The organism is Mucilaginibacter sp. FW306-07-L, assembly GCF_058782065.1.
This window is the reverse complement of record NZ_JBYSXI010000003.1, coordinates 507,216-523,185: the sequence shown is the minus strand read 5'-3', so window position 1 is coordinate 523,185 and position 15,970 is coordinate 507,216. Positions and strand designations below refer to the sequence as shown.

The 15,970-nt window shown below is 45.0% G+C and carries 12 protein-coding genes; 6 read left to right on the top strand and 6 right to left on the bottom strand.

The features are described 5' to 3' along the window. The first annotated feature begins 85 nt into the window (after nt 1-85). Together AC3WJC_RS17455 and cydB are read left to right on the top strand one after the other, a co-directional pair. The gene (locus tag AC3WJC_RS17455) at nt 86-1,456 is read left to right on the top strand and encodes a cytochrome ubiquinol oxidase subunit I (protein WP_492400397.1); all 1,371 of its coding nucleotides are present in this window, start codon (nt 86-88) and stop codon (nt 1,454-1,456) included. A gap of 12 nt (nt 1,457-1,468) precedes the next feature. Then, nucleotides 1,469-2,503 carry a cytochrome d ubiquinol oxidase subunit II gene (cydB, locus tag AC3WJC_RS17450; RefSeq protein ID WP_492400396.1) on the top strand — a complete coding sequence of 345 codons (1,035 nt, stop codon included), beginning with the start codon at nt 1,469-1,471 and terminating at the stop codon, nt 2,501-2,503. Between the two features lie 42 nt (nt 2,504-2,545). Here the strand turns inward: cydB and AC3WJC_RS17445 are convergent, their stop codons facing one another. After that, nucleotides 2,546-3,313 (bottom strand): hypothetical protein, encoded by a 768-nt coding sequence (locus tag AC3WJC_RS17445; RefSeq protein WP_492400395.1) that lies wholly within the window; start codon nt 3,311-3,313, stop codon nt 2,546-2,548. Nucleotides 3,314-3,316: 3 nt separating this feature from the next. Continuing rightward, on the bottom strand, nt 3,317-5,422 hold the full coding sequence (locus AC3WJC_RS17440; RefSeq protein ID WP_492400394.1) for a hypothetical protein: 2,106 nt from the start codon (nt 5,420-5,422) through the stop codon (nt 3,317-3,319). A 550-nt stretch (nt 5,423-5,972) separates the two neighbouring features. On the opposite strand from AC3WJC_RS17440, the gene AC3WJC_RS17435 reads away from it, so the two are divergent. From AC3WJC_RS17435 to AC3WJC_RS17420, 4 genes are read left to right on the top strand one after another with little or no spacing between them, the layout of a single operon-like run. Then, complete coding sequence (locus tag AC3WJC_RS17435; RefSeq protein ID WP_492400393.1) at nt 5,973-6,701, top strand: copper homeostasis protein CutC; 729 nt, start codon at nt 5,973-5,975, stop codon at nt 6,699-6,701. 21 nt (nt 6,702-6,722) lie between these two features. Continuing rightward, a complete protein-coding gene (locus AC3WJC_RS17430) occupies nt 6,723-7,073 on the top strand; it encodes a carboxymuconolactone decarboxylase family protein (RefSeq protein WP_492400392.1) in 351 nt (116 codons plus the stop codon). Nucleotides 7,074-7,081: 8 nt separating this feature from the next. Then, nucleotides 7,082-8,293, top strand: coding sequence for an ABC transporter permease (locus AC3WJC_RS17425; protein WP_492400391.1), 1,212 nt, complete (start codon nt 7,082-7,084; stop codon nt 8,291-8,293). Nucleotides 8,294-8,340: 47 nt separating this feature from the next. Beyond that, nucleotides 8,341-9,579: a PP2C family protein-serine/threonine phosphatase gene (locus AC3WJC_RS17420; RefSeq protein ID WP_492400390.1), complete on the top strand. Its 1,239-nt coding sequence runs from the start codon at nt 8,341-8,343 to the stop codon at nt 9,577-9,579. 9 nt (nt 9,580-9,588) lie between these two features. On the opposite strand, the gene AC3WJC_RS17415 is transcribed toward AC3WJC_RS17420, so the two are convergent. The 4 genes from AC3WJC_RS17415 to AC3WJC_RS17400 form a co-directional block, all read right to left on the bottom strand. Then, nucleotides 9,589-11,127, bottom strand: a complete 1,539-nt coding sequence (locus AC3WJC_RS17415; RefSeq protein ID WP_492400389.1) for a YifB family Mg chelatase-like AAA ATPase — start codon at nt 11,125-11,127, stop codon at nt 9,589-9,591. Between the two features lie 78 nt (nt 11,128-11,205). Continuing rightward, nucleotides 11,206-12,786: a M1 family metallopeptidase gene (locus AC3WJC_RS17410; RefSeq protein ID WP_492400388.1), complete on the bottom strand. Its 1,581-nt coding sequence runs from the start codon at nt 12,784-12,786 to the stop codon at nt 11,206-11,208. 60 nt (nt 12,787-12,846) lie between these two features. Continuing rightward, nucleotides 12,847-14,214, bottom strand: coding sequence for a DNA recombination protein RmuC (locus tag AC3WJC_RS17405; protein WP_492400387.1), 1,368 nt, complete (start codon nt 14,212-14,214; stop codon nt 12,847-12,849). Nucleotides 14,215-14,700: 486 nt separating this feature from the next. Beyond that, nucleotides 14,701-15,897, bottom strand: a complete 1,197-nt coding sequence (locus AC3WJC_RS17400; RefSeq protein ID WP_492400386.1) for a GAF domain-containing sensor histidine kinase — start codon at nt 15,895-15,897, stop codon at nt 14,701-14,703. Between the last annotated feature and the right edge of the window lie 73 nt (nt 15,898-15,970).

Below are 15,970 nucleotides of genomic sequence, written 5' to 3'. Positions count from 1 at the left end.
TAGTATTTTGCGGTTGCAAAGGTGTTAAAGCACGGTTTTCAGTAACGACATTTGTTTGCAGCACCACCCTCAAACTAAACACATTATGAATGTTGAAATATTAGCCCGCATTCAATTTGCTTTTACCATAGCATTCCATTACATCTATCCGCCGCTCAGCATCGGCCTGGGCCTGATCATGACGATCATGGAGGGCCTATACCTTAAAACCGGGCGGAAGATATATGAACAGATGGCCCGTTTTTATGTACGCATATTCGCGCTCATATTTGGTATTGGGGTAGCTACCGGTATTGTAATGGAGTTTGAGTTTGGCACCAACTGGGCGGTTTACTCCAAATATGTAGGCGATGTTTTTGGCAGTGCCCTGGCAGCCGAAGGTATTTTCGCTTTCGCGCTGGAATCAGGCTTTTTAGGTGTGCTGCTGTTTGGGTGGAACAAAGTACGCCCGGGCGTTCACTTTTTTTCGACCGTAATGGTTACGCTGGGCTCCATGTTTTCGGCTGTGTGGATAGTGGTTGCCAACTCCTGGCAGCAAACCCCGGCAGGCTACCACATTGTAGGTAACGGCCTGAATGCCCGTGCCGAGATCACCGATTTTTGGGCGATGGTGTTCAACCCATCCTCAGTAACCCGGCTTACCCATGTTTGGATAGGCTCATTTTTAGCAGGAGCTTTCCTCGTGTTAAGTATCAGCGCTTTTTACCTGCTGCGTAACCGCCATGCGCATTTTGCACGCATATCATTTAAAATAGCTTTGGCTGTAGCCACCTTTTTTTCATTAGCGCAGCTTGTGGTAGGCCATAGCTCTGCCGAGGTTGTGGCCGAGTACCAGCCCGCCAAACTGGCCGCGCTTGAAGGCCATTACGATGGCACTAAAGCTGCCGATATGTACCTGATTGGCTATGTGGATCAAAAGCATAATCAAACCAAGGGCATCGCCATTCCCGGCGGACTGAGCTTTTTAACCAAAGGCGATTTTAAAACCCCGGTAACCGGCCTTAACAACTTTAAACCGGAGGACAGGCCCGGCGCGGTGAACTTTGTTTTTCAAACTTATCACCTGATGGTAGCTATCGGTATGTTTTTAATAGCGCTTACGTTATATGCCTCCTTTTTGTGGTGGCGGGGCACTTTATTTCAAAACCGGTGGCTGCTGTATATCTTCTCCTTTTCGGTATTATTGCCGCAAATAGCTAACCAGGTGGGCTGGTACAGTGCCGAAGTAGGCAGGCAGCCCTGGGTAGTATATGGATTGCTGCGAACCTCTAAAGCACTGTCGCAGGCGGTAAGCGCGGGGCAGATCATGTTCTCCTTAATCTTGTTCACGGTGGTTTACGTGATCCTGTTCATCCTGTTCATCTACCTGTTAAATAAAAAAATAAAGCACGGGCCGTATGATAACCATAACATTGACCATAGTCCGCGGCACATTGAAATGGCAGATTCCCTTTAAACCTTAAACAACATGGCGACATTTATAGGCATTGATTATCAAACCTGGTGGTTCCTGCTCATCGGGGCGGTATTTACCGGCTATATTATACTGGATGGGTTCGACCTTGGCGCGGGAGCACTGCACCTCTTTTTTAACAAAGAGGAAAGCCGCCGCATTGCCCTTAACGCCATCGGTCCTGTTTGGGATGGCAACGAGGTATGGATAGTCATCGGCGGCGGGGCACTGTTTGCCGGCTTCCCCGAAGTATATGCCACTATGTTGTCGGCATTTTATATCCCTTTTATGCTGTTTTTGGTGGCGATAATTTTCAGGGCGATATCCATTGAGTTCCGCAGCAAGGAGCCGATGGCCTGGTGGCGCAAGATGTGGGATGTGAGCTATTCCATATCCAGCGCGCTGATTGCCTTTCTGTTAGGCGTAGTTTTGGGTAACGTAACCCAGGGCATCAACATGGGTGCCGACCATGTTTTTCGCGGCAGCTTTACCGAGTTTTTAAATCCTTATGCCCTGCTCACCGGCGTTACCACGCTGGCGCTATTAATGATGCACGGTTCCATTTACCTGGTAATGAAAACCGAGAACCGCCTGTATGCCAAACTTACCGTAATGGTGCGCAATACTACCATCTTCTTCGTGATCATGATACTGCTCACCTCATTCTACACACTGCTTTACTTGCCGCACATGGCTGCCGTTATACGCCGCTACCCCGAGTTGTTTTTTGTACCGGTATTAATGGTTTTGGCTATAGCCAATATTACCCGGCAGATCAGTAAGCGGAAGTACATGTTCGCCTTTATATCATCAGCAGTAACCATTAGTTTGCTCATGGTGCTCGTAGCTATGGAGCTTTATCCCAACATGCTGCTCTCCAAGCAAAGCGCAGCCTACCACTTGACCGTATACAATGCCGCCTCGTCACAAAAGACGTTAGGTATTATGCTTACCGTAGCCGCCATTGGCGTACCACTGGTAGTAGGTTACACCACCTTTGTGTTCATGACGTTTAAAGGCAAGGTGGAGTTGGATGAGATGAGTTATTGAGGTGCCTCAATAACTCATCGTACTAATTTTGTTATATTGGTATCAATCTGACTGCGGAACCCTCAACGGCTTATCCCATAGCTCATCTAAAAAATCGTACCCTTCATATTTTTCGAGGGGCTGTACAGACATCAGCTCAACCGGAACCAGCGAACTTCTCAAATCTATCTCCATGCCACGCATCCAGGCCAGTTTGTTTAATCCGGCGGCATGCCTTGAAAAAAAGCGGGGTATCAATGGATCATCATCCATCTTTTTGGGTTTGGCGATAAGTTTTTTTAAACCCTGCTCAATTAAATCTTTATCATGGTGTTTAAAACCCATAATAGCATCATGGAAGCCCTCTAAATGCATCATTTTGGGGTGTTTGATAATGCGGCCGATGCAATGTATATTCCAGTCAACTTTGTCCCAGTCTTCAAGTAAAATATTCTGTATTGCATTTGGTAACTGGTAGCCAATCCCAGTTTCATGGTTAACTTTATTCTTTAAATGACTATAACTATTTACTAGTTCTTTATTGTCTGATAGCAGAGCATAGCTAATCTGAAATAAACCTGAATCCATAACACGGGTATCAAACTTCTTTGACATAAATTCAGGTATAAGAGCCGCTCGATAGAAAAATTGCTTGCTTATATAAATGTTTTGATGTATATATATATGATACATCGCATAAATTAAACTTGAATACTCTAAAAAGGGAATATAGAAATAAGCACCGTAAGGCTCTTTTAATTTTTCTCTTACAGTGTTTTCATCATTTGATAAGCGGCTATATCCCAATTTTAAATGCTCAAACTTTTCCATTCTTTAATAATCTAAAAGCTTTAAAATTACTATTTCTCCTGTTCCCTTATCTACAGCTGAAACAGTTTTAACAATTTTCGTAGAGTTATTAAAAAGTATATTTCCCAAATTTGCGATTGCCGGATCAGAATTGATCCTCATTTGTTGAATTGTTTGATTAATCCACGTTTTGCTCATTTGTGCAGCCTTGCCTTCACTTGCTTTATTTAACTTAACAGTACCCACATTACTCATTTGCTTGGCCTCATTAATAATAATCTCAGTGGGGTTGGAAAGGTCACCCTTTATATAAACCGCATCAAAGCCGTTGTTGCTGCCAATTTTTGAATTAAATTTTTGGTACCCGTTGGTGGCAAAAATATCATCTGCCAGTTTCTCCATTTTAGTGCCCGCCTGGTCGCCGTACTTAATAATGTCGTTTATAGCGTTCTTTAGCGTGGTGCTTGTTGGTGATATCCTTAATCCAAAAGTGTTAATTAAATATGCGTTTAAATTAGTAAGGGTTGCATCAGCGGGTTTAATAGCTTTTAAAGTTTTTAAGGAAGCATGATTAAAAGCGGTCACTGCCACTTTTATAAGCCTTGCCTCTTTACCTATTTTAATAGCTCTGTATGCGTTCTTTCCGATACTGTTGGCTATCGGAACAGCGTAAACTGCCCTTTTAACCCATTTACCGCCAGTAGCAACCCAACCTGCAACAGGTATTGCTGCGGCTGTACTGAGGGCACAATTAATCTTATCTCCTTCTAAAAAGTATATTCCTCCATTAAAAAGATCAACCGCTTCGCCATATACAGGTACCATTCCCCCCACATCGAGCAAGAAATGAACGTCGTTCCTAAATATATTCCAAAAAGCAACCGAAGCTAATTTGTAAGATGGCCAGGCCGGATTATTTAATTTTAATATTTCATATTCAAGATAAAAGGCTGGGCCTTTACCAATCGGGCCAATAATAACTGAAATAGATGGCCATGTAGTCACCTCTTCACCGGCTTCTATCTGCGCTAATGCCGAACTGTTTTTAAAACCATTTTCAACATCTGCATATTTTAAAGTTGTTCCAGTTGCCGGATCGGTATAAACCTCATTGTTTCCCGGTGCTGTAGTAGCAACAGGGCCACTTACGTCGCCGATAGGCAAAAAGGCTATTGGCCATTCTGTATTTGGCACATGTGGCATTGCCTGCGATGTGCTAAAATTAGGTATCGCTGGCAATCCTTGACTGAAATTATCACCATTGTTACCACCGTTATAAGTACCATACCCTACTGCGTATTGAATTCCTGTTTGAAGCAAACTTGAACTTTCATCCGGTGTAAAATAACATAACACATATTTACCATCTGCGTCATATATTTCGGTTACCATTCCATCCTGATAAACATCATTAACCTGGAAGTTTTTTTCGTGGTATGGCAACTTAACTTTATACCCTTCATTTTGCAAAAACTTTATAAAATCCATGAAATTTGTGCTGGGTACTCTGCAGTTCATGCAGTCCTTATCCAAGCCGAAATTTATTCTCCCCCCATCTGTTGGGGTGTTACATGGCCCCGGGTCAGTAGGTGACGGAAATTTATCATCTATATACTCATAAATATTAACCTTCAGCCCACCTTTTGTGATTGCTGCAGGTGTTGGGGTGCATGGCGATTGTACAGGTGTGGTTGATCCAGCTCCACCACTGCCTGTGCCACCACCCCCTCCAGATCCTCCGCCACCGCTTCCTCCTGAGGTTACACATTCAGTAACACTGCCGGTATAGTATTCGTTACAACCTTTAAATGTTCGGTAGGGGTCGTCTGCTGTGCCGCCCCATTCGCACCACACATCATATAGCTGGTAGGTTGTACAAACTTCTGAAAGGTTGTTTTTTACATCCTGTACCACTTTTTTACGCCCCGCGACATTTGTCTGTGCTTTGTTTTGTGGGGTCATTTTACGCAGCAGTTTGCCATCCTGATATATCCATCCGCTCACAAAATCACCTTTAGGAGTTGAGTAAATTAATACGCCGCTAAAACTGGTATCGCGCTTACTGTATTTATTTTGCTGAAGTTTGGACAGATCGTTATTTATATAAGCTGAATCAGCAACCACTGTCATTACATAAGCCTCAATTTGCTCACCGTTTTTTAACAGCAAGAAGGAGCTGTGGCTAAACTTAGGGTTGTAAACTTCACCGGCAGGGCTTTTAAGGCCAATCAGGTAGTCTCCTGACTCAGCCGGTAATTCTATTACATCATTTCCGTCACGGTTATAAACATAGGCCGCATCCCAATCCGGTTGGATGATCTGGCTAATGTCATCGCGCCCGCCTGGTGTAGTCGTATTGGTTTGCTTGCCCGATACCGGATACTTACCTTGGTACCATGTTTTCAGCTTAGCTACATCAACATTTGCCGATGGCGTGGTGCCGTTTGGTAAAATATCTTTACGGCAACTGTAAATAAAAATGCTGGTTAATAGCAGCAGCAAGGCAATGCTCCCGCCCAGAAAAGGTTTAGTTGTTTTCATGAAAGGCTATAGGTTAATTTATCCGAAATATAAAAACAATAAACCATTATTGCAAAGTAACTTTAACGAAAATTACAACTTTGCTTTTTGACAATCCGACAATCTCAAAACCGCTATATTTAGTCACTTGAAAAACAACATGACTAAAAGAATACTGGAGGTTTGCGCGTTCAACGTACAATCGTGCATTATTGCTGAGCGTGCCGGAGCCACGCGTGTTGAGCTTTGCGATAACCCTGTTGAGGGCGGCACAACGCCCAGTTATGGTACTATCAGGCAGGCGCGTGAAAGTGTGGATATTGATATTTATCCTATTATCCGGCCACGTTCGGGCAATTACTATTATAGTGAGGATGAATACGCCATCATTAAAAAAGATATTGAGCTTTGCCGCGAGTTGGGCTGTAACGGTATATCAGTAGGCACGCAAACCATCGAGGCCGAAATTGATACGGAATGGCTGAAGCGTATTGTTGACTGGGCAGGCCCCATGGGCGTTACCTGCAATCGCGCGTTTGATGGCACGCCCGACCCATTCAAGGCGCTTGAAGATATCATTGCCTGCGGCTGTGAGCGTGTTCTCACCTCAGGACAAGCCAGTGCCGCGCCTGATGCGGGGGAACTGCTGGGCAAACTGGTTGAGCAGGCGGCTGGACGTATCATTATAATGCCGGGTGCTGGCGTTAAATCAACCAACCTGCAAAAACTGATTGAACAAAGCAACGCCATGCAATACCATTCATCGGCACGTATGGTGGCCCAAAATCCGCTCACCTATATCAACACACAGGTTAGCGATTATGGTAATGTATATATTGCCAACGAAAAGGAAGTTGCCGCAATGGTGGCTATTTTGAATCACAATTAATTTATTGATCGATATACAATAATGGGAAAGCTGATTGACGATTTTAACGACTATCGTACCAAAATGAACGACCGTATTATGGATACGGCCAACACCAATATTAAACGCTTTTTCGCGCTTGATACTACTACTTATTCTGATGGTGCGCTTAATGTAAAGACCAAGGAAATGCTGGGCCTGGTAGCCTCCATGGTTTTGCGTTGCGACGATTGCATTAAATACCACCTGGGTAAATGCCATGAGGCAGGCGTAAAGCATGATGAAATGAACGAAATTTTTATGATAGCCAACCTGGTGGGCGGCTCTATTGTAATACCACACTACCGCCGCGCGGTGGAGTATTGGGACGAGCTTAATGAAACCGCTGTTTAATTAATATAGTGGCGGGCAGCAAAACTACATCCCGTTTAGGGGCAATGTTCAGGCAAAATAAGCTTGCCGCGGGTGGCCTTGCTTTTATTTTGCTAAGCATTATTGCCGCCACCTTAGGGTATTTAATAATGCCCGATGATACGCCGCTGGCCAACAACATGTCGGTACAGTTGAGTGTAAAGCATCCGGGAGCGTGCTTTATGTTTTTGCGTATTAAAAAAGCAGACAGGGTTGATACTGTAAATGTATTCAGCAAGATGCTGTTCGGCCAACCCGATGCCTACCGCGAAATACCGATAACCGCTTATCATTTTAAAGCCGACTCTATTTATGTGGCTGAATACATTGGCGACGAAGATGCTCCCGAAAAACATGCCTACAATATTTTCGAGGTTTTCACCGGCAAAAAACCGCTCTATAAAAGTGGTATGGTAAGCTTTGTAAAACCCGGTGGCGGGTATATGCAGGCAATAGCTGGCGAAGCTGTTTTTACAAGGATAAGAGGAGAGATAAAGAATAAGCAGATCACCCGGCATACCTATTACTTAGGCAGCGATATTTATGGCCGCGATGTGCTGAGCCGGGTAATACTTGGGGCTAGGGTATCGCTGGCGGTAGGCTTTTTAGCAGTAATGATCAGCCTGGTTATAGGTGTATGCATTGGCGCGGTTGCAGGCTACTTCGATGGCTGGGTTGACGCTGCTTTAAGTTGGCTGATGAACATATTATGGTCGTTACCGGCACTGTTGCTCGTTATTGCCATATCATTCGCGTTAGGTAAGGGCCTTTGGCAAATATTTGTGGCGGTTGGCCTGTCCATGTGGGTTGAAGTGGCACGTTTGGTAAGGGGGCAGGTGCTGGCTGTTAAAAAAGCAGAATATATTGAGGCCGCTCGCGACCTGGGTTTTTCACACCTGCGTATTATAACAAGGCATATTTTGCCCAACATATCGGGCCCGGTGTTGGTTATCGCTGCATCAAATTTCGCTTCAGCTATATTATTGGAGTCAGGCCTGAGTTTTTTGGGCTTTGGGGCACAGCCGCCTATGCCAACCTGGGGCGGCATGATCAAGGAGCATTATGGCTATATTGTGATGGATGCCGCTTACCTGGCTATTATCCCCGGCATGGCTATTATGCTTACGGTGTTCGCTTTTAATTTACTTACCACGGGCTTGCGCGATGCTTTTGATATTAAATCTCAAAGTATACGCATATAACACATATATTTTTCTATTTTAGCCCTGTACCCCCTCGTGATACTGACATGCCGCCACACGAAAATAATTCCGGCGAAGACGAACTCATCCGCCTGCTGCTTAAAAGGCAGTCGGAGCTAAACTCGTTACTGGAGCTTACCAGGGCAATAAATAAAAATATTGCCACCCCGGTTCTGATACAGATGCTGGAGGTTATTTGCCGTAATTACCTGCAAATAGGCAAGCTGCGCTTTTTAATTGCCGAAGGCAGCAACTACATCTGCATATCAAAATACGGCGGTAACATTGAACCTACCGGCGAATTATTTAAAGCCTGCAAACAGCTCAAAAAAATAAAGGAACCGGCCTCGCTCGCGGGTTCAGAACATCCGGTATTATCCCGTTACGATTACTTTTTACCTATCTATCAAAAAAATAAGGCTATCGCTTACGCCCTCATCGGCGATTTTAACTCGCCTGACGACATGGTGAGCAATGACCTCAACTTTATGCAAACCATCATTAACGTGGTGCTGGTGGCTTTAGAGAATAAGAAATTATTTAAGGAAAGGTTAGAATCCGAAAGGCTTTTACGCGAGATGGAGCTTGCCGCCGAGGTGCAAAACATGCTGATCCCGGTACAATCATACAACGATGAGCATATTGACCTGAGCGCACGCTACTTGCCCCACCAAAATGTTGGCGGCGATTACTTTGATTTTGTGCAGGTTAATGACCATGAATATTTATGGTGCATTGCCGATGTATCGGGCAAAGGTATATCCGCCGCCTTGCTGATGGCTAACTTTCAGGCCAGCCTGCGTGCCTGGGTATCGGTAGAGGACGACCTGGCGACTATCGTTGAGCGGCTGAATAAAATAGTATTGCGCAACACCAAAGGCGAAAAATTTATTACGCTTTTCATAGCCATCTATAATCATACTACCCGTAAGCTAACCTACGTTAACGCCGGGCATAACCCTGCTATACTATATGCGAATGGCGAGGCTACGCAGCTTAAAATGGGCACAACTATTATTGGCGCTTTTGATGAATTGCCCTTTATAAATCCCGGTGAATTACAACTTGAACCCGGCTCGCTGATATTTAATTATACCGATGGCCTGCTTGACCGGGAAATAGATACCGCGAAAATATGGAATGAGGAACGCCTGATGACCTGCGTGAAAAAGAATGGCAAACTATCTGCTGAAAAGTTTAACCAGGCCATACTTCATCATGTTGACCATAATGTTAAGGCCAAGCCGATAGATGATATTACCGTACTGACTTTAAAGTTTAAGTAACCCCAGTCCTTACCCTGCCCAGCCTTCCCTGTCCAAACTTCTGAAGTGTATTGCCTCGGCTAAATGTTCTAATTGTATTTCTTCACTGTCAGCCAGATCGGCAATGGTGCGTGCAACTTTCAGTATACGGTCATACGCCCGTGCGGAAAGGCCCAGTTTTTCCATTGCTTTTTTGAGCAATGTTTGCCCGGCGGCGTTTATTTTACAAATATCGCGTACCATTTGCGGGCTCATCTGCGCGTTTGCATGTAGCTCCGGTTTGCCGCCAAAACGCTCTATCTGCCTGTCGCGGGCTTTGATCACGCGCTCACGTATATTTTCGCTTTTTTCAGCCAAACGGTCTGATGCCAGTTCGCTAAAATTCACCGGGGTAACTTCTACATGCAGGTCTATCCTGTCCAGCAACGGGCCCGATATTTTGCTCATATATTTTTGCACCGTCCCCGGCGGGCAAACACATTCCTTTTCGGGGTGATTGTAATAACCGCAGGGACAAGGGTTCATGCTCGCTATCAGCATAAAGCTTGATGGGTAATCAACTGTGAACTTGGCGCGCGATATGGTGATACGTCGTTCCTCCAAAGGCTGGCGCATTACTTCAAGCACGCTGCGCTTAAACTCGGGCAATTCATCCAGAAACAAAACACCGTTATGCGCTAATGATATTTCTCCCGGTTGCGGATTACCGCCTCCGCCAACCAAAGCCACATCGCTCACCGTATGGTGCGGCGAGCGGAACGGCCTGCTGGTTATCAGCGCGTCAGCAGCCGAAAGCTTGCCCGCTACAGAGTGGATCTTGGTGGTTTCGAGCGACTCGTGCAGGGTTAAGGGCGGCAATATGGATGGCAGCCTTTTAGCCAGCATGGTTTTACCCGCTCCCGGCGGGCCGATCAGTATTACATTATGCCCGCCTGCGGCGGCTATCTCCAAGGCGCGCTTGATGTTCTCCTGGCCGCGCACATCACTAAAATCACTATCGTAATTGCTCAGGCTGTCATAAAATTCTTCTCGGGTATTCACCACCTGGCGGGTCAGTTTTTCATCACCATTAAAAAACCCGGCTACTTCGCGTATGTTTTCTACACCATACACCTCAAGCTCGTTAACTATGGCTGCTTCACGTGCATTTTGTTTGGGCAGGATAAATCCTTTAAAACCTTCCTTACGTGCCTGTATGGCTATGGGCAGAGCACCTTTAATAGGCTGCAAGCCACCATCAAGCGACAGCTCTCCCATAATCAGGTATTTTTCCAGCTCCTCTGTTTCTATCTGACCGGATGCTGCCAATACTGCCGTGGCGATAGTAAGGTCATAAGCTGAGCCTTCCTTACGGATATCGGCCGGGGCCATATTAACCACCACCTGCTGGCGGGGCATTTTGTAACCGCAGTTTTTCAACGCCGATTCTATGCGGTAATAGCTTTCCTTCACCGCGTTATCGGGCAAGCCCACAATAAAATATTTTGTACCCGGCGCTATATTTACCTCTACGGTGATGGTAATGGCCTGAATGCCATATACCGAGCTGCCAAAAGTTTTAACCAACACGTGTTATTAAGATTATAGGTATGCAAATTATTGATCAAAGGTAGCGTGATTATCCCTCACCTTTGTATATGTTGTCTATTATTTATCCTTATTGATCACCTCATACTCGGCCAGCAAATTCACATCAGGGTCAGCCAAAAGCGCCCCTGGTTCTGTTGGCGCGGCAATATTCAGGTCAAGCACCCTGTCCTTTAACTCAACCGGTAAAAGCGTGCTGCCAATTTTCAGATCAACGGTAAGTTGGTAAACCTCATTCTGCATCTGTTCCACATGCAAGTGAATACCATGGTTGGTTTTATCCGTTTCGTAACTGATACGCAGTTTGGGGTGGCCGGCAGTATAAAGCCACTGTTTAAAAAATTGCTCCAGTTGCTGCCCGCTCGATTTTTCCATTACCGCCCTGAAGTTTTGGGTGCCGGCATTACCGTTTTTATACGTGCTGTAGTAGGTACGTATCCCTTTTATAAACGCGTCATCGCCTATTTTGCGACGAAGCATGTACAGCACCCAGCTTGCTTTTTGATAGCTGTTGGTATTAAGCAGGGTAATATCTTCCTTCTCCCTGGTGGTATCAACTACGGGTGTCATACGTTCCTTTTCAAACGCGAATATGCCAGCCCGGTCAATCAACATGCGTTTTCTCAAACTATCAGCCCCGTATTTATGCTCATGGTAATAATGGGTAAAGTAAGTAGCGAAGCCCTCGCTCAACCAAACATCGGCAATGCCGTTTTCGGTAGCGGCATCACCAAACCATTGGTGGGCTATTTCATGTGCAACCAGCGCTTCAATGGCTTTATCGTTTACCGAGTTCTCGTAGTAAAATATATTGCTGGCATTCTCCATGCCGCCAAAAACTGTTTTTGATTGTACGTTAGCCAGCTTTTTATAAGCATAAGCGCCTATTTGCTGATTGTAAAAGTTCAGTACCTCCGGGGCACAGGCATAAGCCTTAAAGCCTTTTGTTTTATCCTGCTTAAAAGTATAAGCATTAACCGGCACCTGGTTTACAAACTCGGGCGTACTGATGGCAAAATCGGCCACGCCAATAACCATTACTTTGGTTGATACAGGCACATCCTCATGCCAGTGCGTGGTTTTATGATCGCCGACTTGCTTTTCGCTTAATTTTAGTCCGTTGGCTAGAACGCTGTAATGGGCCGGAGCTGTTACTATAAAATCTACCCCGGCCTTGTCGGCCACATCATCTACACAGGGCAGCCACTTACGTGCCCGGCGCAGCCAGTTGTCACCAAAAAAGGTGCGGTCGCCATATTTGTTTTTGGAGATGATCAACCCATCAGCGGGTACACCGCTGTAAGCGATGCGGTAGGTATGGTTTGTGCCTGATTTTACTGTGGTATTAATAATCAACTTACCATCCTGGTGCGTATAGTCAAGTTTTTTACCACCCTCGGTAACAGCAAGCACCTGCATGCCTTTGCCTGTAGATGCTTTGTTATCCAGATCGAACCCGACCGACTTTACATCACGGCACAGGGATAGCTGCACATCGGCCATGCCTTTTATCTCGTCGGTTTGGTCGCTAAGCGTTAGGTTAAAGGTATAATGCTGCACATCAAAAGCCGAGCCCGGCACCTGGGCCTTGAGCTGTATACTACCGGCAAGCAGGGTAATGGAGAGGATATATTTATACATGGTCAATTATCAATAGTAATAATAAACAGATTAATTGACATTCTATAAAAGCAATATTAACTATTCCTCGCCTATGTATTTCTGATCGATCTGCTTATTGGCCTTAGCGCCCAGTTTTTTGATCTTTTCGGCTGTGATGGTGAGATTGCCGCGGCCATCGGCCAGCTTGTTAAGGGCTTTGTCATAAGCGTCCTGGCTTTGTTTAATGTTTTTGCCGATGCTTTCCATATCGGTAACAAAACCCACAAACTTATCGTACATCTCGCCGCTCAGGCGGGCTATCTCCAGCACGTTGCGGTTCTGGCGTTCCTGTTTCCACATACTGGCAATAGTGCGCAGGGTGGCCAGCAGGGTTGAGGGGCTAACAATTACCACCCGTTTATCCCAGGCATCACTAAACAGTTCGGCATCTATCTGCACCGCTATACTGAATGATGATTCGATAGGGATGAACAGCAGCACAAAATCGGGTGAGTTGATCTGGTACAGATCGTGGTAGTTTTTCGATGACAGGTTATGCACGTGGCTCCTGATCGACTCGATATGCGCCTTTGAATACAGCTTGCGTTCTTCCTCGCTCTCGCTGTTTACTAAACGCTCGTACGCTACTAATGATACCTTGGAGTCGATGATCAAATGCTTTTCATCAGGCAGGTCTATCACCACATCGGGTTGCAAACGCATATTCTCATTGGTGGTCATGCTGGCCTGTATGCGGTATTCCTGGTCTTTTACCAGGCCCGAGCGTTCCAGCACACGCTCCAGTATCACTTCACCCCAATTACCCTGGCGCTTATTATCGCCTTTCAGGGCTTTGGTGAGGTTCTGTGCCTCGTCGCTTATCTGACGGTTTAGCTCCATGAGTTGGGTAATAACACCTTTAAGGGTATTACGCTCGGCGGCTTCCATGTTGTACACCTTGTCCACCTTTTCCTCAAAAACCTTCAGGTTTTCCTTTAGCGGGGCAAGTATGTGGTCGAGGTTGGTTTTATTTACGTCGATAAACTCTTTTGATTTTTCTTTCAACAGCTTTTCTGCTACATTTTCAAACTCGCGCTGAAAATGCTGACGGGTTTGCTCAATGTCCGACTTTTGTTCCTGCAGTTTTTCCTGTTGTGCTTTAAAGTAAGAGCGGGCGCTCTCTAACGATTGATTGGCTTGACCCAATTTTTCTCGCTCCTGCACCAATTCAGCAACCAGCCGGTCTTTTTCTTCCTTTAAAAACCTGGTAATATTTTCTTTTTCGGCTGATAAGCCATTGGCCTTCTCTTCGGCCTTAGCCAATGCTACGCGCAACGTGTCTACTTCGTTTTTCAGGCGTACCAGTTCATCGGTATCAATGATATTGGCTTTGGGTTTTTTAACAAACAACAGTACCGCTATAAGCAGTATAACAACAGCAATAACAACTAAAACAACAGGCATCATTTTGATAAAAATATTAGCAAAACGAAGGTAGCATTTTTTAAAAAGATATTCTTTAAATTGAGTGCAATTTAAACTGAACTAAATATATGAAGGTAATAATGTTAGGGTTGATTTTACTTTCCTTGTTTTTGCAGAGCGAGACATCCTCTCCACGCAAATTAATAATTATACCTGATGAGATACCTAAAACCGCATTTAAGTTTCATAAATATTGGATCAATGTTGATAGGATTAATAGCCATAGAAACAGAGCCCATATAACATTTTACAGTGTGGCAACAGGTAAGCTTTTAAAATCACAAGACTTCTCTATGACATGTCAAGTTGATAAAAAATCACCTGTATTTATAACCAATTTGGCTAAACAGATTAAATTATATGATGGAAAAAACATATATATCAGAATCCCGGCATATTGCAGTAATTGCTGGCTAATGCCTGTTGGAATATAGCGTAACATAACTAATAATATATTTGCTAAAGCTCTTACACCTTTGGGATGCGTAGATGCAATTTTGTATACTCCCCCAATACGGATTCTGCCATGATAGTACCGCTTAATGTTTTTACCAGGGCCCTTACGGTATGCAAGCCAATGCCCGTACCCTGCTGCTGAAAGCGATCTATAGAGCCGCCGGTAAAGCGTTCTTCAAAAATACGCTCCAGGTGATCGGGCGAAATACCTATTCCGTTATCGCTTACCTTCAGCTCATAAAAACCTTCCATATCCCGGTACTGTACCTTTATCCTTACCTGGGGTTTATCATTATAACGTATGGAGTTGCTCAGCAGGTTTAAGAAGATCTGCTCCATAGCTACCGCCGAGGTTTTTATGATGCATGGCTCGGCCGGGAGATCAAAAAATACATTAGCCGGCACATTTAACAGGCAAATCACTTTGTCCAGCAAGCCGTTCAGTGAAATCTCGTCCTGCTGCATCAGGGCCATGGCCGGAGATTTGGCATAAGCAAGCATATCCTCTATCAGCCCGATCAGTTGCTTGCATGCCTGCACATTTTTTGAGGCCAGTTCGCGCTGTTTGGCATCCTGCAAAATGCGTTCGAGCAATTGCGAGGTGAGCATAATGCTGCTTATCGGGTTTTTAATATCATGAGCCGCCGTACGGGCAAACTGCTGTATCAATAAGTTTGATTCGAGCAGGGCGGTATTAAGGCGCTCCAGTTCGGTTACCTTTCGCCTTATTTCGAGCTTGGCCATTACCTGCTTGGTCAAAATCTCTAATGCCTCTAACTGGCCCTCGGTTAATACCCGCTCTTCCCGGTCTATTACACATAGCGAGCCTAAGGCATAGCCATCCTCATTGATCAGGGGCACACCGGCATAAAATACGATGTTCGGGTCGCCGGTTACCAGCGGGTTATCCGCGAAGCGGTAATCTAACCGGGCATTTTGAACAATCAGGGTTTCTGATGGATTAAGAATAGCGTGCGCGCAAAACGACTGATCGCGGGGAGTTTCGGGCGCATCAATCCCAACCTTTGATTTGAACCACTGCCTGTTTTTATCAACCAAACTTACCAGGGCTACAGGTGTACCGCAAATTTGTGAGGCCAGTTTAGTTAGCTCATCAAACTCCGCTTCGGCAAGGGTATCAAGAATATTGTATGAATTTAAGGCTTCAATCCGCTTTAACTCATTAGGGGGAACAGGCGCTTCACTCATTAAAAAATCAACGCTATAGCGTGGTGCAATATACACTTATTAAATATGAACAATCAAAAAAACCAATCTCATT

What these genes read in the sequence shown, in the direction of transcription:
- AC3WJC_RS17435 (WP_492400393.1), top strand. Translation starts at nt 5,973, where the DNA reads ATGACTAAAAGAATACTGGAGGTTTGCGCGTTCAACGTACAATCGTGC.
- AC3WJC_RS17420 (WP_492400390.1), top strand. Translation starts at nt 8,341, where the DNA reads ATGCCGCCACACGAAAATAATTCCGGCGAAGACGAACTCATCCGCCTG.
- AC3WJC_RS17445 (WP_492400395.1), bottom strand. Translation starts at nt 3,313, where the DNA reads ATGGAAAAGTTTGAGCATTTAAAATTGGGATATAGCCGCTTATCAAAT.
- AC3WJC_RS17405 (WP_492400387.1), bottom strand. Translation starts at nt 14,214, where the DNA reads ATGATGCCTGTTGTTTTAGTTGTTATTGCTGTTGTTATACTGCTTATA.
- AC3WJC_RS17440 (WP_492400394.1), bottom strand. Translation starts at nt 5,422, where the DNA reads ATGACAGTGGTTGCTGATTCAGCTTATATAAATAACGATCTGTCCAAA.
- AC3WJC_RS17410 (WP_492400388.1), bottom strand. Translation starts at nt 12,786, where the DNA reads ATGTATAAATATATCCTCTCCATTACCCTGCTTGCCGGTAGTATACAG.
- AC3WJC_RS17430 (WP_492400392.1), top strand. Translation starts at nt 6,723, where the DNA reads ATGGGAAAGCTGATTGACGATTTTAACGACTATCGTACCAAAATGAAC.
- AC3WJC_RS17400 (WP_492400386.1), bottom strand. Translation starts at nt 15,897, where the DNA reads ATGAGTGAAGCGCCTGTTCCCCCTAATGAGTTAAAGCGGATTGAAGCC.
- cydB (WP_492400396.1), top strand. Translation starts at nt 1,469, where the DNA reads ATGGCGACATTTATAGGCATTGATTATCAAACCTGGTGGTTCCTGCTC.
- AC3WJC_RS17455 (WP_492400397.1), top strand. Translation starts at nt 86, where the DNA reads ATGAATGTTGAAATATTAGCCCGCATTCAATTTGCTTTTACCATAGCA.